Source organism: Rahnella sp. CJA17(1/100) (genome assembly GCF_963881615.1).
Lineage (GTDB): Bacteria > Pseudomonadota > Gammaproteobacteria > Enterobacterales > Enterobacteriaceae > Rahnella > Rahnella aceris.
On sequence record NZ_CAWOJA010000073.1, the window covers coordinates 199,335 to 222,507 of the forward strand.

Below are 23,173 nucleotides of genomic sequence, written 5' to 3' on the forward strand. Positions count from 1 at the left end.
TTACTCCATACCCGATTGGCTGGCTTGCAGCAGGCTGTCCTGCAACTGCTTCGCATAGCGTGAAAATGCCGGACTGACGCGGAAATCTTCGCTGCGCGGGAAGGGTTCGTTAATGGCGATATCTTCCACTACCCGCCCCGGACGGGCGGCCATCATGATCACCCGCTGCGACAGAAATACCGCTTCGTGAATCGAATGCGTGACGAACACCACCGTCAGCCCCTGTTCCCGCCACAGGCGCAGCAGATCGCTGTCGAGCTTGTTGCGGGTGATTTCATCCAGCGCACCAAAAGGTTCATCCATCAGCAGCAGTTTCGGACGCGTCACCAGCCCGCGGGCAATGGAGACGCGCATCTGCATGCCGCCTGACAGTTCGCGCGGCAGGACTTTGGCAAATTTCCCCAGCCCCACCAGTTCCAGCGCTTCACTGACGCGGGTATTGGCTTCGGCTCGCGGCACGCCCGCCAGATCCAGCGGCAAACGCACGTTGTTCTGCACGTTGCTCCACGGCATCAGCGTGGCTTCCTGAAACACGAATGACAGCGGCACCTGCGCTTTTTCACGGCTGTCGCGCCGCCACAGCACCAGTTTGCCGTCGCTGGGTTCCGTCAGCCCGGCGACCATTTTTAACAGCGTACTTTTGCCACAGCCCGACGGGCCGAGCAGGGTGACGAATTCACCCTGATTGATGGTCAGATTGACCGGCAAAAGGGCGCGGGTGCCGTTGCTGTAAATTTTCTCCGCCGACAGCACTTCGATAGCAGGCACGGGCGGCGGATTGGCTGAGCGGACATCGCTCATCACGGTCAGTTTAGGGGCTGAATTCATGGCATAACCTTCGCGTCTTTGATCATGTCGAGGGTATAAGTCTGCTCAAACGGCACTTTATCCGCGTCGATCAGCTTGTTTTTCACCAGCATGTCCCAGGTCTTTTTCAGACGCGGTTCAGTGATGATGCCGATACCGCCGGTTTGTGCGTCGCCGCCGGTCACCAGCTCATACTTCTTCATCTGTGCGATGCCGAAGGCAATCTGGTCTGCCCCCATACGCGGGTTGGCCTGAGTGATAAGCTGGTTGCCTGCGGCCGGATCCTGCAAGTATTCCTTCCAGCCCTGCATCGACGCTTTCACGAAAGCGGCCACCGCTGCCGGGCGTTTTTTAACGGTATCCGCCATGCAGATAATCGAGTTGCCGTACGGCGGGTAACCCCAGTCGCTGAGCATGTAGACGTAGAACGGTTTGCCGCCTTTTTCGATCGAGAAAGGTTCGGAGGTGACATAACCCTGTTGCACCAGATTATTGTCCGCCAGGAACGGCTGCACGCTGAAGGTGTACGGGCGGATTTTGGCACTCCCCAGCCCCAGTTCACTCTTCGCCCACGGCCAGAAAGAGGTATATGCCTCGGTGGCCAGCAGGAAGGTTTTGTCTTTCAGTTCCTGACCTTTCTCCACTTTGTCGTGGCTGATAAACACCGTCGGCGAATGCTGGAATACCGTCGCGACGGTCACCGCATGCACGCCTGCCTGCCAGGTTTCCAGCGCCTGGCCGTTATCGCCAAGCGTACAGTCAGCCTGTCCGGCGGCCATCAGTTGCATCACGTTGACCTGCGGGCCGCCCATTTTGATGCTGACATCCAGACCGGCGGTTTTGTACAACCCTTTGGCCTGCGCCTGGTAAAAACCGCCGTGCTCCGCCTGCGCGTACCAGTTGGTCAGGAAGGTAAATTTCTCTTCCGCCATGCTGGTGGTAGAAACCCCGGCCAGCAGCACGGCCAGCAGGCTGTAAGTGAAGGGACGCTGTGTTTTCATCTTGAGAATTCCTTTATTCAGAGGCCAGAGAAGACGAAGGAGGAGTGAAGCTGGTTTGCACAAAGCCGTTCCAGTGGTGTTTTCCCCAGGTTGGCTCGCTGCGGGCTTTCCATTGCATGTGATGGATTTCGGTGATCGCCTGCGCCCAGCTTGCCGCCAGCGAATCGAGGATCGCGTGACCCTGTTCAGCGGTTGCGCCGGTCGGGTCGCCAATGACGCCGCTCGGGCCAAAATCATAGGAAGCCCAGGCAGCGGCAGGGCGGCCCGATGACAGCGTCGGGCACGGGAATTCCGGCGGATAATTGGCGACGGCATGTTCGATGTGAACACATTCCGGTGCCAGCGCCAGCATTACAGCGGTTTCGCTGTGACCGGCATGCATCGCCATTTTCTGCTCCTGCGCGCTCAGGAACTGATTTTCCACGTTGGGCACGCGGAACACGTCGTGAGGGATCATGATCATGTCGCCGTGACGCAGGCGCATTTCCCGCGAAGCCATTTGCAGCACCTGCGGTTGTCCGCCGTGACCGTTAATCATCAGCAGCTTGCGGAATCCGGCGCGATACAGGGATTCGGCAATTTCTAAAACCGTCTGCAACAGCGTGTCGCCGGTTAAGGTCAGCGTGCCGGGGAAATTTAAATGTTCGTCAGATTTGCCGTAGGTGATGGGCGGAATAGCGTAAGCCGGAATATCTTCCGGCAGCCGCGCCAGGGCATGGCCCGCCACGCCGGAGGAGATTACGCTGTCAACCGAACACGGCAGATGCGGCCCGTGCTGCTCAATTGCACCGGTCGGTAAGACGATCACGGTGTTGGCTTTGTCGGGCAGAGCGGCAATGGCCGTCCAGCTCAGAAAAGGGAGAAAACGCGCTGCGGGAATATAACCGTTAATCATGCTGTGCCTCGTGGTCGGACATTTTAGGGTTAGCGGGACTGGGGTAACCAGGCGGTGGCTTCCACCTCAATCAGCACCCCTGCATCTGGCAGCATTTCGCTGACCTGCACCACGGTGGAAACCGGCGGCTGCCCGGGATAAAAGAGTTTTCTGACCCGGCTGTAATACGGGAAGTGATCGAGATTGCGAAAATACTGCACCAGCTTGATCACATCGCTCATTTGCCCGCCTGCGTCTTCAATGGTGTGGCGGATGCTTTCGAGCACATACCAGCTTTGCGCCAGAACCGGCCCCTGTTTGGCGTCAGTGGAGAATTCGCCGGTTTCGCCCAGCAGCAGACGTGCTTCGGCGGGGATATCCTGAAAACCGCGCACGATGGTCGCCGTCTGCGGGTTAACGGGAATAATGCCGGAGAGAAAAACGAAATCACCGGCACGACGCCACGCGGCATATTTGGCGAGCGGTTTTCCCGCTCCCGCTTCAAGACTCATGGGATAACTCCTGATTCCAGGTACGTTGGTGCGTCAGCCTGCCGTGGTGAATAACCAGACGGGCCGCGCTGTGTAAAGGCCAGGTCAGGCTGTCGCTGCCCGGAAAGAGAACCAACGTGGCGTCGCTGCCGGGCGCAAGCGGCAGGACGTTCTGAGCCTCACCGGTCAGCGCGCCGACATCGCAAATAAGCCGTGACTGCTGATCAAAAACGTTTTCAAGCTGAAGCGCGAACAGGGCGCAGCTCAGCGTATCCAGCGGGTCATAACTGCCCGCCGGACAAAAGGCGTCCTGCACGTTATCGCAGCCAAGCAGCATCGGAATACCCGCCGCCTGTGCTTCTTTCAGCAGGGTGATACCGCGCTGGCGCGGCGTGCGACTTGTGACGGCGTCCTGCAACAGCAGGTTGGTCATCGGCAGCGCAATCAGCGTGACGCGCTGCGCCGCCAGCACACTCAAAATCTCCTGCGCCTGTTGTTCACTGCCGGAAGCCAGCGCACAGCCGTGGCTGCAACAGATATGGCCGCTGAATGTGCTCTCCGACAGGTAATCCGCCAGCCAGCTCAGGCCGTATGCCACCGGCGAAAGCTCCTCGTCGATATGCAAATCCAGATTCAGTTGCCAGCGTGCGGCGCTGTGCATCAGGTTAGTCATCGCCGCCGGATCCCAGTTCGAGGAGTGGATAAATCCGCCCAGCAGGCAGTCTTTTCCGCTTTGTGCCACCGCGCGGGCGATGCGGTCAGCCGCTTCGGCATCGGCGAAAAAGCTCAGTGGTGCCAGCGCCACCCGCTCCAGCGTGACACCCGGTTGCGCCATCCCGCCCAGCTCAGGCCAGGCCTGCGGTGGCTCCACGTCAAACCAGTCAATGTGAGTGCGCAAACGGGTCACGCCATTCGTGGCCGCCCAGGTCAGTGCCTTACGGGCACGCTGGCGAATGTCAGCCGCCGTCCAGTGCTGACGGTCCTGATGCAGGGTTTCAATGGCCGCCAGCAGACCGGGTTTTGACGGGCGGCTGCGGGCAAGGGTGAAGGTTTTATCGAGATGCGCATGGGGTTCCACCAGCCCCGGCAACGCCAGTGCGCCGTGTGCGTTCCACAAATCATCTTGTTCTGGCTGATAAGGCGTCACGGACGCAATTTTGCCTGCATCAAAACGCACATCTGCCGTCACCGGTTCGCCTGCCTGCAAAGGCCAGCTCGCGGGCAGCAACCACGCGGGGAGGCGCACGTTAGCGATGCCATTAAGTGTTGCAGCGGGGGTGGGAATGTTCATCGTCAGGCTCCGCGTGGACATTACAGGTCGAGGACCAGAACGGGACTTTTGGATCGCGAACAGCACAGCGTTATCTGCGTATTCTCCGCTTTCTCTTCTTCAGTCAGCACGCAGTCGCGGTGATCGGGAATACCGTCGATCACGTCAGTAATACAGGAGCCGCAAATACCCTGTTCGCACGACAGCATAATATCGACTCTGGCACTTAATAGGATTTCAGCAATCGTCTGGTGCGGGCCGACTAAATAACGTTGTCCGGTGGAGTTAAGCTGAATGTGAAATGCCTGGCTGTCGGCTTCATTATTCAGATTCGCATTACTGAACCGTTCGAAAGATAATTGATTTTCCTGCCAGTGATGGGTCTGCATAATGTCTTTAAGCCGCTGAATAAATCCGTCCGGGCCGCAGGCCATCACCCGCGTATTCTCATCCGGCTGCAACAAACTCAGTGGCGTGGTATGGCGCAGGGAATCGTTTGCGCTGCTGTCATGAAAAAAGACGTGTTTCGCTAAGGCAGGCGCGGTTAAACGCGGCAGATACGCAATGTGCTCCCTGTCTGAAACAGAGTAATGCAGTTCAAATTCAATCTGTTGCTCAGCCAGGTGTTCCGCCATCGCCAGCAACGGCGTGATGCCGATCCCCCCGGCAAACAGTAAATATCGCCCGGCCTGTGGCAGCGGAAAATGATTGCGCGGTGCCGAGATCATCAGGTTATCGCCGGGGCGGAAATGATGATGAATGAAGTGCGAGCCGCCGGTGGAGTTTTCCGCCAGTTTGACGCAAATTTCATAATATTCGCCGCTGCTGTTTTCACTGCACAAAGAATACTGGCGCGGGCCGAGTTCGGGAATAAAAACGTCAATGTGTGCTCCCGGTAAATAAGCCGGTAATAAACTTCCTTGCTGCGCAACCAGCTGCAGGGAAATATTCCCGACACCGTTGATATTGGCGGTTTTAATTTTGACAGGGATTAATCCGGCATCTTTCATCGTCATTTACCGTATTGACTCGGGTGAAACATTCATAAAAAGGGGAGTCGGTCCGTTTGCCGCATAACCCGCTGTCCTAACGCGCATTACTGCGCGGAGCCGGCCTGATGAGCGGTGAAACGATTGTTCCCGTTGCAATGAAAGCTACGTTATTGTTATAAAACTGTTGCGTCCAGCGCTTTGATTCGCACGTCCCGTTGCATAAAAGAGAGCACTCATTATGTTCGCATTCTCCCGGTTTCTGCTGTACTTCACTGAGGTTGCCCGCCAGGGATCGTTCCGTAAGGCGTCGGAAACCCTGCACGTTGCCGCATCGTCAATTGACCGGCAGATATTGCGGGTTGAAAAAGAATTAGCCATGCCGCTGTTTGAGCGACATCCCACCGGGCTGCGGCTGACGGCGGCGGGCGAGCTGTTACTGCATGCTGCCAATAACTGGAAAAAGGATTTCTCGCGTGTCTGCGAACAGCTCGACGATCTGCGCGGGTTACGGCGCGGACACGTGCGCATTGCCACCATCGATGCCATCAACCGGCAGTTTTTCTCGTCGATGCTCAAAAAGGTGCATCTCGAGTATCCGAACATTTCATTCACACTGACCACCATGAACAACGTGGACATCCAGCAGGCGCTGATGTCGGGCGATGCTGATTTCGGACTGATGCTGAATCCGCAAAGCTCCCGCGAGTTGCAGGTGCGGGCTTTTGCCGAAATCGATTTGGGTGTTGTTGTGCCCAAAGGGCATCCGCTCGGGGGCAGAAGCGGCGTGCGTTTTAATCAGTGCATGGAATATCCGTTTATCCTGCCCGCCGCGCCGCTGATGCTGGCCGAGCCGGTACAGGCGCTGATGAATATCAACGGCGACATGATTCATGAGGTCGCGGTATCGAATAACATCCACATGATCCGCTCGCTGATTAAGGAGAGAATGGGCATCGGTATTCTGTGCTGGCTCGATATCATGGATGAGGTGGAAAGCGACGAACTGCAGTTTATTCCGCTGACCGATCCGCAGTTAAAAACCTTTACGCTGTCCCTGTGCGTTGCCCCTTCACGGCAGCTTTCTCTGGCCGCTTCGATGATGCTCAAACAACTGGAGATGTTATTCAGCCAGATCCAGACGCCGGGGCGCGACCGGCACTGATTTGCACTGATTTGGTGCCTGGCGCTCTGTGATGAATCAAAGGTTGCAGGGTGTGATGTCTGTTTATCCCGACAAGGCGCAGGGAAAGCGGGTCTGCGAAGTTGGCATCGTTTTTGTATAGTTAAACGTGAGTAGAAGCGGTCAGTGCAGGCAACTGCGCGGGACATTGCTCAGCAACCATTTCGCGGTTCATTTTGAGCCGGTCAGGGGGGCTGAGCCGCGTTTGCTTATCCTCCCTCCGGCGATGATTAGGAGAGGAGCAATGAAGTCAATTTCCCGCATTCCCCTGTCTTGCTGCGTGCTGAGCACGCTGATTGCTGGTGCTTTCTCACTGTCGGCGCAGGCCGATGAGAAAATCGCGCTGCTGACTTCCTGGTACGCGCAGGCTGAACAGGGCGGCTATTATCAGGCGCTGGCGACAGGCATTTACAAACGTTACGGGCTGGATGTCAGTATTCAGTCCGGCGGCCCGCAGATCAACGGCATGCAGTTACTGTTGTCAAAACGCGCGGATGTGATCATCGGTTATGACCTCCAGTTGCTCGAATCCGTGCAGCGTGGTTTTCAGGCCAAAGCTATCGCCGCCCCTTTCCAGTTCGACCCGCAGGGTTTACTGACGCATGCGTCCGTGACGTCGCTCGACGGCCTGAAAGACAAAACCATTCTGGTGTCCAGCTCCGGGCAATCGACCTGGTGGCCGTGGCTTAAGGCGCGTTATCAGCTCAGTGATTCTCAGGTTCGTCCGTATACCTTCAACATTCAGCCTTTCGTCGCCGACGGGAACGTGGCGCAACAGGCGTATGTCAGCTCTGAAGTGTTTCAGGCGCAGAAGGCTGGCGTGAAATCCAATTTCTTCCTGTTCTCGGAGCACGGCTATCCGCCTTACGGTGGCATTTTGATCACCCGCCCGGAACTTATCAGCAGCCGGAAAGACGCGATGGCGAAGTTCGTAAAGGCGTCGATGGAAGGCTGGGTGAGTTATCTGCAAAACCCGGCGGCGGGTAATGCGCTGATCAAAAAGGATAACCCGAAGATGACCGACGACCTGCTGGCCTGGGGTGTTGAGCAAATCCAGGCGCACCACCTGATTGATGGCGGCGACGCGGCGACGCAGGGCTGGGGCACCATGACCGAAGCCCGCTGGCAGAAAACCCGTGATTTCATGGTGAACGCCAAACTGCTAAACGCGGATACCGACTGGAAGCAGGCGTATACCACCGAATTTGTTGAGCACATGCAGGTTAAACCCTGAGGAGTGTTGCGATGTCATCTGACTCTTTACTGATTAAAAATGCGCACGCCATCCTCACCGGTCTGCCGGGAGAAGCCGCGCGTCACGCCGGGCCGGATATCCGTGTGCGTGATGGCGTCATCGAGGCGATCGGTTCCCTGACGGCGTTGCCCGGCGAGCGCCTGATGGATGCCCGCGATTGTGTGGTCTATCCGGCCTGGGTCAATACGCATCATCATCTGTTTCAGTCATTGCTCAAAGGCGAACCGCAGGGGCTGAACAAAAGTCTCACTGCATGGTTAAGCGCGACGCCTTACCGCTTTCGCGCCACGTTTGATGAATCCACCTTTCGCCTCTCGGTGCGTATCGGCCTGACCGAACTGCTGCGTTCCGGCTGCGCCACCGTGGCGGATCACAATTATCTTTACTGGCCGGATATGCCGTTCGATACCTCGGAAATCCTGTTCAGTGAAGGGGAGGCGCTGGGCATGCGCATTGTGTTGTGCCGGGGCGGCGCAACGCAGGGACGGTCGATTGAGCAGGATTTACCGCAGGCGCTGCGACCTGAAAATTTCGATGATTACATGGCGGATATGGAACGGCTGGTTGGCCGCTATCACGATCCGAAACCGACGTCTCTGCGCCGGGTGGTCATGGCACCGACGACGCTGCTGCATTCTGCGCCCGGTGCGCAGTTGCGTGAAATGGCGAAACTGGCGCGCAGTTTAGGTATCCGGCTGCACAGCCATTTGTCAGAAACCGTGGATTATCTCGATGCGGCGCGCGCTAAATTCGACATGACGCCGGTGCAGTTTTGTGCGGAACACGACTGGCTGGGGGACGACGTGTGGTTTGCGCATCTGGTTAAGTTACTGCCGCAGGAGATTGCGATGCTGGGGCAAACCCGTACCGGTATCGCGCACTGCCCGCAAAGTAACGGGCGTCTGGGCAGCGGCATCGCTGATTTGCTGGCGCTGGAACAGGCAGGCGTACCGGTTTCGCTGGGTGTTGACGGCGCGGCATCCAACGAAGCCGCGGATATGCAAAGTGAAGCGCATGCCGCCTGGCTGTTGCAGCGCGCCCGAAAAGGCATGCTGGCGAAGCCGCGCTATGACGGCGGCACCTTTGAAGGCGGCGGCGATGCGGCATCCATCGAAGACGTAGTGCGCTGGGGCAGCGCGGGCGGGGCGCAGATCCTCGGCCTGCAACAGAGCGGCACCGTGCAGGTGGGCATGCTGGCGGATATCGCCATTTACCGGCTGGACGACCCGCGTTACTTCGGTTTGCACGACATGGCAATCGGTCCGGTGGCCTGCGGCGGTCGCGCCTCACTGAAGGCGCTGATGGTCAATGGCCGCGTTATCGTCGAAAACGACGTCATTCCCGGTCTCGATCTGGACGCCATGCGCTATGAGGCAATGTCTGCCGTTCGTACCCTGCAACAGCGCGCTGCGGGTCAACCTAATTGATTCTGAAGGATAAAAAAATGACACAATCCACTCACACATCATCAGTTGAAACACAAGGCTATGCATTGCAGGAACTGGAAAAAGAAGCGGGAATGGGCGCGATGGGCGAAGAGACATTTACCCGCGAAGTGCGTTGCATCGATCTTTCAGATTTCGAAAACCGTAAAAGTGAGATCGCCGACGAACTCTGGCGTGCAGCGGTGGAAATCGGCTTCTTTCAGGTGAGCAATCACGGCATTGCGCTGGACGATATCCGTCAGGCATTCAGCATGACAGAAGATTTCTTCTCGCTGCCCGACGAAGTTAAAGCGCAGTATCCGCTGGCGCGTAACGCCGGTTGGGAAAATAAGTCTCAGGTACGCCCGTCAACCCGAACGCCGGATCAGAAAGAGTCCTATCAGATCACTCGTCCGCTGATGGAGTCGCTGTGGCCGGGCGAACAGGAACTGCCAGCCTTTAAAGACACCATGCTGAGTTTTGAATCGCAATGCTGGCAACTGGGCATGAAATTGCTTTCCTGTTTTGCGCTCAGACTGGGTTTCCCCGAACACTTTTTCGAGCAGGCGCACAATCCTGATCAGCAAACCTATCAGAGTACGCTGCGCATGTTGCATTACTATGCCACTGAACAATCGGAACAAGGGATGTGGCGTGCCGGTGCGCACACGGATTTTGACTGTCTGACGCTGCTGTTCCAGCGTCCCGGTCAGGGCGGCTTGCAGGTTTGTCCGGGCAAGGATCGCGAAAGCCAGCAGTGGACCAGTATCGAACCGCGCGAAGACGTGATCACCTGTAATATCGGCGACATGCTGATGCGCTGGAGCGACGATCAGTTACCCTCCAATTTCCATCGGGTGAGAAGTCCGCTGCCCGGCGAATATCAGGGCGCGCGCTACAGCCTGGCGTTTTTCTGTCAGGCTAATAAAGACGTCGAAATTCTGGGGCCGCAGGCGAAGTATCCGGCCATCAGTGCCGAAGACTATCTGCAACAGCGTATTCAGGCGAACTTCGCCAAAGGGTAAGCGTTCATAAAAAACAAAAAGCCCGCTGAGTTTACTCACGCGGGCTTTTTTGTCTCTGTCAGGCGGTGGTATTGATATTGCGACCGATTGCCGGATTAGCAGGTAACGCGGGGATCGAGTCAATCATGCTGGTCACTGCCGTCTGCTGACTATCCAGCGACTTTTTCAGCAGGATATTGTTGACCTGAGTGCTGGTATCCAGACTATTAAGGCCGGTCGCCAGCGATGCAATTTGCGAAACATCCATTTTGTTCTCCTGTTCGGTACAACATAAAAGGAACTGATGCGGGCGTGAAACTGAAAGGTTATCGGCAGTTTCCGTAATAACTGTAGCGATAAATACTGCTGACGGAGCAGCCGCTTAAAGACGCTCCGATTCCGCACGCAAGTGGAAAAGGCTCCGTAGCCTGTATCGCCTCAGGAATTACGGTTATAATCGCACAAATTATTCAACGGATTTAGAAACGAAAATGACAAAACTCTCCTTACAAGAGCAACTGCTGAAAGCAGGATTAGTCACCAGCAAAAAAATGGACAAAGTGCAGAGAACGGCGAAAAAATCACGCGTTCAGGCGCGCGAGGCCAGAGAGGCGGTGGAAGAAAATAAAAAAGCGCAGATGGAGCGTGATAAGCAACTGAGCGAACAACAAAAACAAGCTGCCTTATCTAAAGAGTATAAAGCGCAGGTGAAGCAACTGATTGAAATGAACAAAATCGTCATTTCAACAGGCAATATTGATTTTAACTTCACCGATAATAATCTGATTAAAAAAATGGTGGTGGATAAGACCACCCAGTCTCAGTTGATTAGTGGTCGTCTTGCCATCGCGCGTCTGGTTGCTGATCACAGCGGCGAGACGCAATATGCCATTATCCCCGCAAGCGTTGCGGATAAAATTGCCCAGCGCGATGCCAGCAGTATTGTATTAAACAGCGCGCTGAGTCAGGAAGAGCAGGATGAAGAAGATCCGTATGCTGATTTCAAAGTGCCTGATGATTTGATGTGGTAGTTCCGCTTGCCCGTTATCGCCCAGGCCAGGTACTCTCATCGGGGGGGATTACTGACCGCTTGAATCAACCGGTTGAATATTTAGTGTCAGTAAACCATCCCCAGCGGGTGACATTTCGCATAAGCCACGGGAAATAGGTTTCAGTTCAGGCTCATGAGTCACCAGACATCCCGGTGCTTAAAATCCGGCTGCGGCAAACCTCCAGAATCTCATCCGCAAGAGACGAATCATCAGGGCAGGCGCGGGATAACACCAGCGCACCGACAAGATGGGCAATCGTGTCAATCAGGTCGGCACGCGTGCTGCCTTCCACCTCTTTTTCGTTTCCTAAAACTGCCAGCTGACGTTCAATTCCGGCGGCAAATGCCGCCCTGATTGACGCAGACTGACGGGCTGTATCGGCGCCCAGTGCCGACATCACACAACCTTTTCCCATATCAGCCCGATGTTGTCGGGAGAGGTAGTATTCAATAAATTTTTCCCGGTCCACACCTGCCGTGCTTTCTGCGGATCGCCTGAAACCGCAGCTCATCGCCTCCGACATCAGATCAGCCTTGGAACCAAAGTGTTTGTAGAACCCGCCGTGGGTTAAGCCTGCCGCAGACATCAGTTCCGCCACGCCCACGCCATCGTAACCGCGCTCACGAAAAAGTTCTGAGGCCGTTTCTACAATGCGCATCCGGTTTTCCCGAACCTGCTCTTTTGACACTTTCATGCTTTCCTGCCCCTCTCAAAAATAGGGTTTAAGTATACATTGATGATGACCATAATCAAACCGGTTGACTTTATAGATGATGATCATCATCATTATATTGACCTTTGACCCACCACTTAGCAGGCGAATAAACATGACCAACCGACCACTATTTCAACCCTATGATCTTGGCTCAATAACACTGGCCAACCACATCGTGATGGCACCGCTGACACGTAACCGGGCCGGAGCGGGGCTGGTGCCGGGCGAACTGGCGGCGACCTACTACGCCCAGCGTGCCACCGCAGGATTACTGATTACCGAAGCGACGCAGATTTCTCCACAGGCGCAGGGTTATCAGGATACACCGGGGATCTATACACAAGCTCAGATCGATGGCTGGCGCAAAGTGACTGACGCCGTGCATGCCAAAGGCGGGCGCATATTTGTACAGCTATGGCACGTAGGACGAATTTCGCATGTCGATTTACAGCCCGGTGGCGCTGCGCCGGTTGCGCCGTCCGCCATCCGTGCTGAGACCAAGACCTTTGTGAATAACGGTTTTGCTGATGTCTCTGAACCACGTGCGCTGGCGTTGCAGGAAATACCGGGGATTATCGACGATTTCAGAAAGGCAGCAGCCAATGCCATTGCCGCCGGATTTGACGGCGTAGAGATCCACGGCGCGAATGGATATCTGCTGGAACAGTTCCTGAAAGACGGCGCAAACCAGCGTACAGATGAATACGGCGGCTCTGTCGGGAATCGTGCGCGCCTGCTGCTGGAAGTCACGGCGGCCGTAAAAGATGAGATCGGCGCAGAACGTACTGGCGTACGCATTTCACCGGTGTCACCTGCTAATGCGATTTCATGCAGTGATCCGCAGCCACAATATGATTACCTCGCTGAACAACTCGATGCATTGGGCATCGTGTACCTCCATGTGGTTGAAGGCGCGACGGGCGGCCCGCGTGATGTATCACCGTTCGATTACGACTCCCTGCGCCGGCGTTTTAAAAACACCTACATCGGTAACAATGGCTATGACCTGGAACTGGCGTCCGCTCAGCTTGCGCAAGGCAAAGCCGATCTGTTCGCGTTCGGTCGTCCGTTCATCTCCAACCCGGATCTGGTCGAAAGGCTGAAGACGGGCGCGCCTCTGGCCTCACTCAATCCTGAAACTCTTTATGGCGGTGGCGCAGCGGGATATACCGATTACCCGTCGCTGACGGAGACCAGCAAGTAAAGCCCTACATACATCGCACATTGCGGATTCTGTTTACACATTAAGAAAGAAGATCAACTTATGACTAAAGCTTCAGTTCTCATCACAGGCGCATCCACGGGTATTGGTGCTGTTTACGCGGAACGGTTTGCCCGCCGGGGCCACGACCTGGTTCTGGTCGCCCGCGACAAAGCGAAGTTAGAAACACTGGCCGCGCGTCTGCGACAGGAAAATGGCATTTCTGTCGACGTTCTGCCTGCCGACCTCACGCAAACGCGTGATTTAGCCGCGGTCGAATCCCGTCTGCGTGAAGACACACGGATTGGCATCCTTATCAATAACGCGGGTATCGCGCAGTCCGGCAGTTTTACCGAGCAGACGCCTGATTCGATAGAAAGCCTTATCGCACTTAACGTCACCGCCCTGACCAGACTGGCCAGCGCCGTGGCACCACGCTTTGTGCAAGCGGGGGAAGGATCGATCGTCAACATCAGTTCCATCGTCGGACTCGCCCCGGAATTTGCCATGACGGTTTACGGTGCAACCAAAGCCTTTGTGCTTTTCCTGTCTCAGGGAATGAATGTCGAGCTGTCATCTAAAGGCATTTATATCCAGGCGGTGCTCCCTGCCGGCACTTACACGGAAATCTGGGACCGGGCGGGTATCGACATCACTAACTCGGCAAAATTCATGGAAGTGGGCGAGTTAGTGGATGCCGCACTGGTGGGCTTTGACCGTCGTGAACTGGTCACCATCCCGCCTTTACATAATGCTGCCCGCTGGGACACCCTCGATGCTTCACGTCAGGCGCTGCTTTCAGACATCAAACAAGATGAAGCCGCTGAACGATATAAAGCACAGTAATCAATGAGGTGCACTGTGCAGAACGGTCTTCCGGCTGTTCTGCACAGCGGTAAATCCAACATAAATCCCTTACAGCCTGTCCTCTCATCAGCGATGAGAAACCTTAAACACATCATGAAGGCCTTATTCAGCATGACAAAAAAACGTGTAGCACTGGTTACCGGTGCGTCCTCAGGTATTGGCGAAGCGTCTGCCCGTAAACTTTTAGCCGCTGGATTTACTGTATATGGCACGAGCCGGCGTGGTTCACAGGCGGGAAAACATCCGTTTCCGTTACTGACGCTGGATGTGACCGACGACGCTTCTGTCGGGGCCGCCATTGAGGAGTTGCTGGGTCTGGAGGGGCGGATCGATGTTCTGGTGAACAATGCGGGCTTTGGGGTCGCTCCGGCGGCGGCGGAAGAAAGTTCTGTCGATCAGGCCAAACACATTTTCGACACCAACTTTCTGGGCATCGTCAGGTTGAGCCGGGCAGTGATCCCTTATATGCGCCGTCAGGGCAGCGGGCGCATCATCAATATCGGTTCGATACTCGGCATCGTTCCGTTGCCGTATGTGGCACTTTATGCGGCCAGTAAGCATGCGGTGGAAGGGTATTCGGGCGCACTGGATCATGAACTGCGCACGCAGGGCATCAGAGTTTCGGTCATCGAACCTGCTTACATGAAAACACAGTTTGAAACCAATAACATCGAGCCGGATGCCAGGCTTCAGGAGTATGACCAGATCCGGGCTAAGCTGACGAAAGTGGTGAGCAAGGCAATGGCTGAAGCGGAAAGTCCGGAGGTGGTGGCTGACGTGGTGGTTAAAGCGGCTCAGACTTCACGTCCGAAGATTCGCTATACGGCGGGAAAGCTGGCTGGTCAGTTGAATTTTATTCTCAGATTCGCCCCTGCATCATTCCTGGATAAGGTGGTGCGCAAAAGTCTTCAGCTTGATGCGAAAAAATAAATGAAGAATAAGACGATGTAAGCATTTACGTTTAAACGCTACGGTAAATCTCCTGAGCCGGGATTCGATAACATCGATTATCCAGCCCCCGCTGCTGATGAAATGCTGGTTAACGTTTACGCTGTGGGTCTGAACCCGATTGATAACATGATCCCAACCGGAATATTCACGCGTGATAACAACAGGGGGTGACATCTGCGACAGGAGATAATCGTTCAGGTGAATCGCCCCCAGTCGCGCAAGAACTCCAATCCCCTGTGACTACAGGGTGCCGCAGATGACATATCTTGCCCCAGTCCCCCGGTTATCAGTACGGCTCTGTCGTGTTATCAACGGTAAAAAGGTCGTCACGTCTGTGACACAAGTAAGGGAAGATCCGCGGCATCTTATGGTGTGGCCGTTTCCGGCGGCTGCCAGCCTCCGCCGAGCGCCCTGAACGTTGCAACAGCCGCGCGCGCAGATTCTGTCTGCGCCTGCGCCCTGGCGTCGGAAGCCTGTAACAGGGTTTCATCGTTGTGCAGGACGTCCATCAGGCTGGCCGTTCCCTGCCGGTAAGCGATAAAAGATGACTGGCGGGCGCTGGCCAGGGCGGTTTCACCTCGGGTCAGCGTGGCGGCCTGTGTTTCACGATTGACCAGGGCAGAGAAAGCATTTTCGACGTCTTCGGTGGCGCGTAATACCGACAGGCGATAGGCCGCGAGCGCTTCGGCTTCCTGGCCTTTCGCCTGATCTATCTGGGCGTTGATGCGACCAAAATCGAAGAGCCGCCAGCGCAGTCCCAGCACGGCTGCCGACTGGCTGGCACCGCCGGAGAACAGGTTGTCGCCCGACACAGCCGTTGCGCTGCCGAGCAGGGCACTGAGTGAAAACTTCGGATAATACTCACTGACGGCCACGCCGATACGTGCACTCGACGCCGCGAGATGGCGCTCCGCCACGATAATATCGGGTCTGCGACGCAACAGGTCGGCAGGTGTGCCCGTTGAGGCTATCTGCGGAGCCTGCGGTATGGCACCCGGCAACGCTAACTGACTGCGATGGGTGCCGGGAGGCGTGCCAAGCATGACATCTAATGCATTCATGGCCGCATCAAGCCCCGTACGGAGAACCGGTACGGTTGCCTGAACCTGCGCCAGTTCCCCTTCGGTCTGGCGAACCTGATACGCCGGAGCCAGTCCTTTAGCATTCAGGAGTTGTACCTTTTCCAGCAGCTCCTGCTGCGTACTGACCTGTTTCTCCGCGATGGACAGCCGGGTCTGTAATCCGCGCAGGGTGATATAGGTATCGGCAGTCTGAGCCGCGACGGCAAGACGGGTTGCGGCGACGCCCGCTTCGGAAGCCTGATAGTCAGCCAGTGCAGCCTGACGCCCGCGTCGCAGCCCCCCAAATACGTCAATCTCCCAGCTTGCGTTGAGATCGGTTTCATAGCTATTGCCGTAGCGATTATAATCCGGCGTTGCGCTGAGAACCTGACCCAGCGGGGTTTCGGCCGACTGATACGCGCGTGCCGCTTGCCCGCTGACGTTCCCTGAAGGTAACAGCGCTGCTGTGGCCGCGCCCAGTCCGGCGCGGGACTGGGCCATGCGGGCGGTGGCCTGCGCGAGATCAAGATTCTGCGCGAGGGCGTCGGTAACATACTGACTTAACAGGGGATCGCCGAAGCCGTCCCACCAGACGGCAAAACTGGCGGGTCTGGAGGCGCTTCTCTGCTGGACGGCAGACTGTGCCTGATAGCGTTCAGGAAGGGGGGCATCCGGGCGATGGTAATCCGGCCCGACGGCGCAACCCGCCAGTAAGACGCTGCTCACCACCAGTGCAAGAGTTCGGAGGGGGAACATTGATATTCCTTGAGTCAGTTTTGAAGTGTGACTACATTACCAAGTGGTCACTCGTTGTCAATCAGGGCTCATTGAGCTAAGCTGGAAAAATGACTAAACACATAAATGTACATCCCCCAAGGGGGCCATCAGATCACAGTGTGCGTGATCAGGTCGTTGACGCTGCCACAGAGCATTTCGGGCATTTTGGTTACGAGAAAACCACGGTGTCAGAACTGGCTAAATCTATAGGTTTTTCAAAATCCTACATCTATAAATTTTTCGATTCCAAGCAAGCGATCGGCGAGGTGATCTGCACTAACCGGCTGGCGATGATCATGGCGATTGTCAATTCAGCGATTGCAGATGCCCCGTCGGCCTCCGAAAAATTGCGGCGTTTATTCAGGGCACTGACTGAAGCCGGCAGTGATTTGTTTTTTCACGATCGCAAGCTTTATGACATTGCTGCCGTGGCGGCGCGGGATAAGTGGCCGTCGGCAGAGGCTCATGAAGAGCGTCTGAGAACACTGATTGAGCAAATCATTGTTGAAGGGCGGCAGGCGGGCGAGTTTGAACGAAAAACGCCGCTGGATGAGGCGGCGCACGCGATATATCTGGTCATGCGGCCTTACATCAGTCCGGTACAGTTGCAATACAATCTGGAAACGGCACCGGCGGCTGCGGCACTCCTGTCCTCACTGATACTGAGAAGTCTGTCACCCTGAGTGGTGACTATTGACATTATTGGTCACTAGTCTGAGAATGCGGTTACTGTCCTGCTAATTCAATTAAGGGAACCCATGCTCAGGCTTAATCCTGCCACCTTTGCTGTTTGCCTGTTGCCGCTTGCCCTTGTGGCCTGCGGCGACTCTTCCGGCACCGACGATCCCCGTACTCAGCCTCCTCTGGTCAGGTCTGCGACCGTGGTGAGTGCTGCCGATGCCTCCCGCGCATTTACCGGCGTTGTTGTCGCCCGGATTCAAAGCGACCTCGGTTTCAGAGTGCAGGGAAAAATCCTTGAACGCCTGGTCGATACCGGCCAGACCGTTAAACGCGGTCAGCCATTGATGCGTCTGGATCCGGTTGACCTGAGTCTGCAGGCACAGGCTCAGCAACAGACCGTCGCCGCAGCACGGGCTCGTGCAAGACAAGCGACTGATGACGAGGTGCGCTATCGCGGTCTGGTCGCGGCAGGCGCAGTGTCGGCATCGGCCTACGATCAGATAAAGGCCGCCGCCGATACGGCCAAAGCGGAACTCAGTGCGGCTCAGGCCCAGGCCAATGTGGCGCAAAACGCCACGGGCTACGCCGTGCTGCTGGCTGACGCCGACGGCGTGGTCATGGATACGCTGGCTGAACCCGGTCAGGTTGTCAGTGCCGGGCAGCCGGTGGTCAGGCTGGCCAGAGCAGGGCAGCGCGAGGCCATCGTGCAGTTGCCTGAGACGTTACGCCCGGCTGCCGGAAGCGAGGCCGAAGCAACGTTGTACGGTACGGGTAAACAGGCTGTCCCTGCGAAACTGCGGCTCCTTTCCGATGCGGCAGATCCGCTAACCCGTACCTTCGAGGCGAGATATGTACTTGAGGGAGCACTGGCGAATGCCCCGCTGGGATCCACCGTGACGCTGCATATTGCAGACGATAAATTACCGGGCCAGGTGATGCAGGTGCCTTTAGCGGCCATCTATGATCCGGGCAAAGGGCCGGGGGTCTGGGAGATTTCGGGTAAGCCCGCCAAAGTGTCATGGCGGCCCGTGCAGGTGCAGGGATTGGGTGACGATGCGGCGAGGGTGACCGGTTCCCTTAAGCCGGGAGAGCAGGTGGTCGCTCTCGGGGCGCATCTGCTGCATGACGGTGAGGCCGTACGCCTGGCCGAACAAAGCGATGCCAGCGTCGCCGGGAGCCAGCCATGAGCGGGGGGCGATTCAATCTTTCAGCGCTCGCCGTGCGTGAGCGCTCAATCACGCTGTTCCTGATTATCCTGATTACCGTGGCCGGTATTCTTTCGTTTTTTGAACTGGGACGGGCTGAAGATCCGCCGTTTACGGTCAAGCAGATGACCATTATTTCTGCCTGGCCGGGTGCCACCGCACAGGAAATGCAGGATCAGGTGGCTGAACCGCTGGAAAAGCGTATGCAGGAGCTGAAGTGGTATGACCGCAGCGAGACGTACACGCGTCCCGGTCTGGCTTTTACCATGCTTTCGCTGAAGGACAGCACACCGCCTTCACAGGTGCAGGAAGAGTTTTATCAGGCACGTAAGAAGCTGGGGGATGAGACCAAAAACCTGCCGGCAGGCGTCATCGGGCCGATGGTCAATGATGAATTCTCCGACGTGACCTTTGCGCTCTTTGCGCTGAAGGCCAAAGGGGAGCCACAGCGACTGCTGGTACGCGATGCGGAATCGTTGCGCCAGCAAATTCTGCATGTGCCGGGGGTCAAGAAGGTCAATATCATCGGCGAACAGGCCGAACGCATCTTTGTGTCGTTCTCGCATGACCGGCTGGCCACGCTGGGTATTTCGCCTCAGGATATTTTCTCCGCCCTCAACAGCCAGAACGTCCTGACGCCCGCCGGTTCGATTGATACCCAGGGGCCGCAGGTCTTTATCCGCCTGGATGGCGCCTTCGATAAACTGGAGAAAATCCGCGAAACGCCCATCGTCGTTCAGGGCAGAACCTTGCAGCTTTCTGACGTGGCAACCGTTGAGCGGGGCTACGAAGATCCTGCGACCTTCCTGATCCGCAATCAGGGTGAACCGGCGCTGCTGCTGGGCATCGTTATGCGCGACGGCTGGAACGGTCTGGATTTGGGGAAGGCGCTGGATGCGGAAACGGCCAAAATCAATGAGGGCATGCCGCTGGGCATGACCCTGACCAAGGTCACCGATCAGTCAGTCAACATCAGCTCCGCCGTTGACGAGTTCATGATCAAATTCTTCGTCGCGCTGCTGGTGGTGATGGTGGTGTGCTTCGTCAGTATGGGCTGGCGCGTGGGCGTGGTGGTGGCCGCCGCGGTGCCGCTGACACTGGCGATTGTCTTTGTGGTGATGGAGGCTTCCGGCAAAAACTTTGACCGTATTACCCTGGGCTCGCTGATCCTGGCGCTCGGGTTGCTGGTCGATGATGCCATCATCGCCATCGAGATGATGGTGGTGAAAATGGAAGAGGGCTACGACCGCATCAAAGCCTCGGCCTATGCCTGGAGTCACACGGCGGCCCCGATGCTGGCAGGCACGCTGGTCACCGCCGTCGGGTTCATGCCCAACGGTTTTGCCCAGTCCACTGCTGGTGAATACACCAGCAACATGTTCTGGATTGTCGGTATCGCCCTGATTGCTTCCTGGATTGTGGCGGTGGTGTTTACGCCTTATCTGGGCGTGAAAATGTTGCCGAAAATCAAAACGGTGGAGGGCGGGCATGCGGCGATTTACGACACCCGTCATTACAACCGTTTTCGCCGGGTGCTGACCCGCGTCATCGCGCGCAAGTGGATAGTCGCCGGTACCGTTATTGCCGTCTTTACGGTCGCTATCCTCGGCATGGGGCTGGTGAAAAAACAATTTTTCCCGACCTCTGACCGCCCGGAAGTACTGGTTGAAGTGCAGATGCCTTATGGCACTTCTATTGAGCAGACCAGCGCCATCACGGCGAAAATCGAAGCCTGGCTGAGAAAGCAGAAAGAGGCAAAAATCGTCACGTCTTATATCGGGCAGGGTTCACCGCGTTTTTATCTGGCTATGGCGCCTGAGCTGCCCGATCCGTCGTTTGCGAAAATTGTCGTGCTGACGGACAGTCAGGAAGCACGCGAGGCGCTCAAGTTCAGGCTACGTGAGGCGGCGGCCAGCGGCCTGGCACCTGAGGCGCGCGTGCGTGTGACCCAACTGGTGTTCGGTCCGTATTCTCCTTATCCGGTGGCCTACCGGGTGATGGGGCCGGATCCTGATAAACTGCGCGAAATTGCAGACAAGGTCGAAAAGGTGATGCAGGCCAGCCCGATGATGAGGACCGTCAACACCGACTGGGGGCCGCGTGTACCGGCGCTGCATTTCACGCTCAATCAGGACCGTCTTCAGGCGGTGGGGCTGACATCGAATGCGGTCGCACAGCAGCTTCAGTTCCTGCTTTCAGGGGTTCCGATCACCTCGGTGCGTGAAGATATCCGTTCGGTGCAGGTGATGGGGCGGGCGGCAGGAGATATCCGGCTTGATCCGGAAAAAATCGCCGGTTTTACCTTAGTGGGTTCTTCCGGCCAGCGCATTCCGCTGTCGCAGATCGGGGAGGTTGAGGTGCAAATGGAAGATCCTGTTCTGCGCCGTCGCGATCGTACGCCGACCATTACCGTGCGGGGGGACATTGCCGAAAACCTGCAGCCGCCGGATGTCTCCACGGCAATGATCAAAGCGTTACAGCCAGTCATTGATACGCTCCCGGCCGGATACCGTATCGAGCAGGCGGGTTCTATTGAAGAATCCGGGAAAGCCACCCAGGCGATGGCACCGCTGTTCCCGATCATGATTGCCATGACGCTGTTGATTATTATCCTGCAGGTGCGGTCGATGTCGGCGATGGTGATGGTCTTCCTCACCGCGCCGCTGGGGCTGATTGGGGTGGTGCCAACGCTGCTGCTCTTTAACCAGCCGTTTGGCATCAATGCGCTGGTCGGCTTAATCGCGCTGTCGGGCATCCTGATGCGTAACACCCTTATCCTGATAGGGCAGATCCATCACAACGAACAGGAAGGGCTGCCGCCATTCCATGCGGTGGTGGAGGCAACGGTGCAGCGGGCCAGACCGGTGTTGCTGACGGCGATGGCGGCCATTCTGGCGTTTATCCCGCTGACCCATTCGGTGTTCTGGGGAACGCTGGCTTATACGCTGATTGGCGGGACGTTTGGTGGCACCATCATCACGCTGGTCTTCCTGCCGGCAATGTATGCCATCTGGTTCAGGATACAGCCCGATGAACAGCAGCAGAACGCACGGACGGAATTAGCGTAAGCAGTCCCGGACGAATGGCTGAAGCGTATTTTTGTCGTGCAGTCTCACCACAGATCCTTGTCACAGGGCAAGGGTCTGTGGTTTTTCCCGTCCCGGCTGGCTTTTCTTGAGCAGCAGGGCATTCTTGCGAGGGTGCCCGGCCCCGACGACAGGCGCAAAGATTTCTGCACGCTGACCGAGAAAGGCCTCGACCTCATTCCTGTCGTGCTCATTTCTGCGAGTGCAGTGAGAGGAGCTGAAATCAGATTGCGGGTGTCCGCATCTGTTATGTTGCTGGTTTGCGGATCGCCCGGGTATTTGGAATTCAGTCTTTCAGATCATTAAGCAAAGGAAACAGTACTTCTCCGGCTTTAACTGCCGGTAGTTGTGAAGCCCTCAGAAGGGATGGGCAGTAATGGAGTTCTTTCGTAAGGTAAATGGCGGTTATAACGATTAAAGGGGAGTCATTATGGGAAGATTTCACGGTAAACGTGTACTTATAACGGGGGGCACCAGCGGTATGGGGCTGGCAGGAGCGCTGCGAATTGTGAAAGAGGGTGGACAAGTTGCCATCACAGGGCTGAGTGAAGAACGTCTGGCCCGGGCCCGTAAGCTGTTGCCGGACACTGCACTGATCCTGAAAAGTGATGCAGCAAGTGAGGCAGATATTGATGCGCTCGCAACGGCAGTCAGCGGCTGGGGGCATCTCGACGGGTTGTGGCTGAATGCGGGTTACGCAGAGGTTGGTGCACCGGAATCCGTTACGGCCGACGCCTTTAATCGCATGATGAATGCCAATGTTCGCGGGCCTATGCTCCAGCTTGCATCACTTTCCAACATTTTGAACCCAGGTGCATCAGTGTTGGTCACTGCATCGTCTTCAGTCTATGAAGGTGCGCCAATGACGAGCTTATATGCTGCAACAAAAGGTGCCGTTGTCGCCATGGTAAAAAGCTGGGCCGCCTCGCTGGCTGCGCGCAACATTCGCGCCAACACGCTGGTGCCAGGGCCTGTCGAGACTAATTTTAGACACTTCATGCCCGAGGAGTCGCGGCAACAGTTTGAAGATTTTGTAGTAAGCCAGGTGCCTCTCAGACGAGCCGGTACAGCTGATGAAGCGGCTGCCGTCGCACTTTTTCTGCTCTCAGATGATGCGTCTTACGTAACCGGAAGCCAGTACGCTGTGGATGGCGGACTGGTTCACTTGTGAGTTCAATCAGCCTCAGCGCCTTATTAACCGTATTTTCACTCATTGGTTTATAGAAATTACGGATGCCGGGGCAACGTGTTTAAAGGATTTTTGCGTATGGTTTTAAGT

Annotated in this window: 21 protein-coding genes and 1 pseudogene; 13 read left to right on the forward strand and 9 right to left on the reverse strand. The window is 56.4% G+C overall.

Going from position 1 to position 23,173, the window contains the following annotated elements; genetic code table 11:
- The 6 genes from AACU55_RS23085 to AACU55_RS23110 all read right to left on the reverse strand — a co-directional run bounded on the left by AACU55_RS23085 (position 1) and on the right by AACU55_RS23110 (position 5,459).
- A complete protein-coding gene (locus AACU55_RS23085) occupies positions 1-828 on the reverse strand; it encodes an ABC transporter ATP-binding protein (RefSeq protein ID WP_134706199.1) in 828 nt (275 codons plus the stop codon).
- Positions 825-1,739, reverse strand: a complete 915-nt coding sequence (locus tag AACU55_RS23090; RefSeq protein WP_223509501.1) for an ABC transporter substrate-binding protein — start codon at positions 1,737-1,739, stop codon at positions 825-827. Before AACU55_RS23090 ends, AACU55_RS23085 begins: the two co-directional genes overlap by 4 nt.
- Positions 1,740-1,821: 82 nt before the next feature.
- On the reverse strand, positions 1,822-2,703 hold the full coding sequence (locus tag AACU55_RS23095) for a creatininase family protein (RefSeq protein WP_134706200.1): 882 nt from the start codon (positions 2,701-2,703) through the stop codon (positions 1,822-1,824).
- Between the two features lie 29 nt (positions 2,704-2,732).
- Positions 2,733-3,194 carry a RidA family protein gene (locus AACU55_RS23100; protein ID WP_013575208.1) on the reverse strand — a complete coding sequence of 154 codons (462 nt, stop codon included), beginning with the start codon at positions 3,192-3,194 and terminating at the stop codon, positions 2,733-2,735.
- A complete protein-coding gene (locus AACU55_RS23105) occupies positions 3,184-4,464 on the reverse strand; it encodes a cytosine deaminase (protein ID WP_134706201.1) in 1,281 nt (426 codons plus the stop codon). Before AACU55_RS23105 ends, AACU55_RS23100 begins: the two co-directional genes overlap by 11 nt.
- Positions 4,465-4,484: 20 nt before the next feature.
- Entirely contained in the window at positions 4,485-5,459 is a 975-nt protein-coding gene (locus AACU55_RS23110) for a PDR/VanB family oxidoreductase (RefSeq protein ID WP_037034786.1), read from the reverse strand.
- Between the two features lie 214 nt (positions 5,460-5,673).
- On the opposite strand from AACU55_RS23110, the gene AACU55_RS23115 reads away from it, so the two are divergent.
- From AACU55_RS23115 to AACU55_RS23130, 4 genes are all read left to right on the forward strand, one after another.
- Entirely contained in the window at positions 5,674-6,597 is a 924-nt protein-coding gene (locus AACU55_RS23115) for a LysR family transcriptional regulator (protein ID WP_134706202.1), read from the forward strand.
- 262 nt (positions 6,598-6,859) lie between these two features.
- A complete protein-coding gene (locus tag AACU55_RS23120) occupies positions 6,860-7,849 on the forward strand; it encodes an ABC transporter substrate-binding protein (protein WP_112151852.1) in 990 nt (329 codons plus the stop codon).
- 11 nt (positions 7,850-7,860) lie between these two features.
- The gene (locus tag AACU55_RS23125; protein WP_134706203.1) at positions 7,861-9,297 is read left to right on the forward strand and encodes an amidohydrolase family protein; all 1,437 of its coding nucleotides are present in this window, start codon (positions 7,861-7,863) and stop codon (positions 9,295-9,297) included.
- A gap of 17 nt (positions 9,298-9,314) precedes the next feature.
- Positions 9,315-10,319, forward strand: coding sequence for an isopenicillin N synthase family dioxygenase (locus AACU55_RS23130; RefSeq protein WP_134706204.1), 1,005 nt, complete (start codon positions 9,315-9,317; stop codon positions 10,317-10,319).
- Between the two features lie 58 nt (positions 10,320-10,377).
- On the opposite strand, the gene AACU55_RS23135 is transcribed toward AACU55_RS23130, so the two are convergent.
- Complete coding sequence (locus tag AACU55_RS23135) at positions 10,378-10,566, reverse strand: YjfB family protein (protein ID WP_037034781.1); 189 nt, start codon at positions 10,564-10,566, stop codon at positions 10,378-10,380.
- Between the two features lie 223 nt (positions 10,567-10,789).
- Here AACU55_RS23135 and AACU55_RS23140 point away from each other — a divergent pair, with 223 nt between their 5' ends.
- Positions 10,790-11,329, forward strand: coding sequence for a DUF2058 domain-containing protein (locus AACU55_RS23140; RefSeq protein WP_134706205.1), 540 nt, complete (start codon positions 10,790-10,792; stop codon positions 11,327-11,329).
- 151 nt (positions 11,330-11,480) lie between these two features.
- Here AACU55_RS23140 and AACU55_RS23145 read toward each other — a convergent pair whose 3' ends face one another.
- Positions 11,481-12,044 carry a TetR/AcrR family transcriptional regulator gene (locus tag AACU55_RS23145; RefSeq protein ID WP_015689776.1) on the reverse strand — a complete coding sequence of 188 codons (564 nt, stop codon included), beginning with the start codon at positions 12,042-12,044 and terminating at the stop codon, positions 11,481-11,483.
- 133 nt (positions 12,045-12,177) lie between these two features.
- Here AACU55_RS23145 and AACU55_RS23150 point away from each other — a divergent pair, with 133 nt between their 5' ends.
- The 4 genes and pseudogenes from AACU55_RS23150 to AACU55_RS23165 form a co-directional block, all read left to right on the forward strand.
- A complete protein-coding gene (locus tag AACU55_RS23150; RefSeq protein ID WP_134706206.1) occupies positions 12,178-13,269 on the forward strand; it encodes an alkene reductase in 1,092 nt (363 codons plus the stop codon).
- A 60-nt stretch (positions 13,270-13,329) separates the two neighbouring features.
- Entirely contained in the window at positions 13,330-14,112 is a 783-nt protein-coding gene (locus tag AACU55_RS23155; protein WP_134706207.1) for an SDR family NAD(P)-dependent oxidoreductase, read from the forward strand.
- A gap of 132 nt (positions 14,113-14,244) precedes the next feature.
- Positions 14,245-15,063, forward strand: a complete 819-nt coding sequence (locus AACU55_RS23160; RefSeq protein WP_134706208.1) for an oxidoreductase — start codon at positions 14,245-14,247, stop codon at positions 15,061-15,063.
- A pseudogene (locus AACU55_RS23165) lies at positions 15,064-15,231 on the forward strand (NADP-dependent oxidoreductase); the annotation flags it as partial. It lies immediately after the preceding gene.
- A 218-nt stretch (positions 15,232-15,449) separates the two neighbouring features.
- On the opposite strand, the gene AACU55_RS23170 reads toward AACU55_RS23165, so the two are convergent.
- Positions 15,450-16,901: an efflux transporter outer membrane subunit gene (locus AACU55_RS23170; RefSeq protein ID WP_134706209.1), complete on the reverse strand. Its 1,452-nt coding sequence runs from the start codon at positions 16,899-16,901 to the stop codon at positions 15,450-15,452.
- 89 nt (positions 16,902-16,990) lie between these two features.
- Between AACU55_RS23170 and AACU55_RS23175 the strand changes: the two genes are divergently transcribed.
- The 4 genes from AACU55_RS23175 (at position 16,991) to AACU55_RS23190 (ending at position 23,065) form a co-directional block, all read left to right on the forward strand.
- The gene (locus AACU55_RS23175) at positions 16,991-17,605 is read left to right on the forward strand and encodes a TetR/AcrR family transcriptional regulator (RefSeq protein ID WP_013575227.1); all 615 of its coding nucleotides are present in this window, start codon (positions 16,991-16,993) and stop codon (positions 17,603-17,605) included.
- A 75-nt stretch (positions 17,606-17,680) separates the two neighbouring features.
- A complete protein-coding gene (locus tag AACU55_RS23180) occupies positions 17,681-18,790 on the forward strand; it encodes an efflux RND transporter periplasmic adaptor subunit (RefSeq protein WP_134706210.1) in 1,110 nt (369 codons plus the stop codon).
- Complete coding sequence (locus AACU55_RS23185; RefSeq protein WP_134706211.1) at positions 18,787-21,876, forward strand: efflux RND transporter permease subunit; 3,090 nt, start codon at positions 18,787-18,789, stop codon at positions 21,874-21,876. Before AACU55_RS23180 ends, AACU55_RS23185 begins: the two co-directional genes overlap by 4 nt.
- A gap of 448 nt (positions 21,877-22,324) precedes the next feature.
- Entirely contained in the window at positions 22,325-23,065 is a 741-nt protein-coding gene (locus tag AACU55_RS23190) for an SDR family oxidoreductase (RefSeq protein ID WP_013575230.1), read from the forward strand.
- Positions 23,066-23,173: the final 108 nt, after the last annotated feature.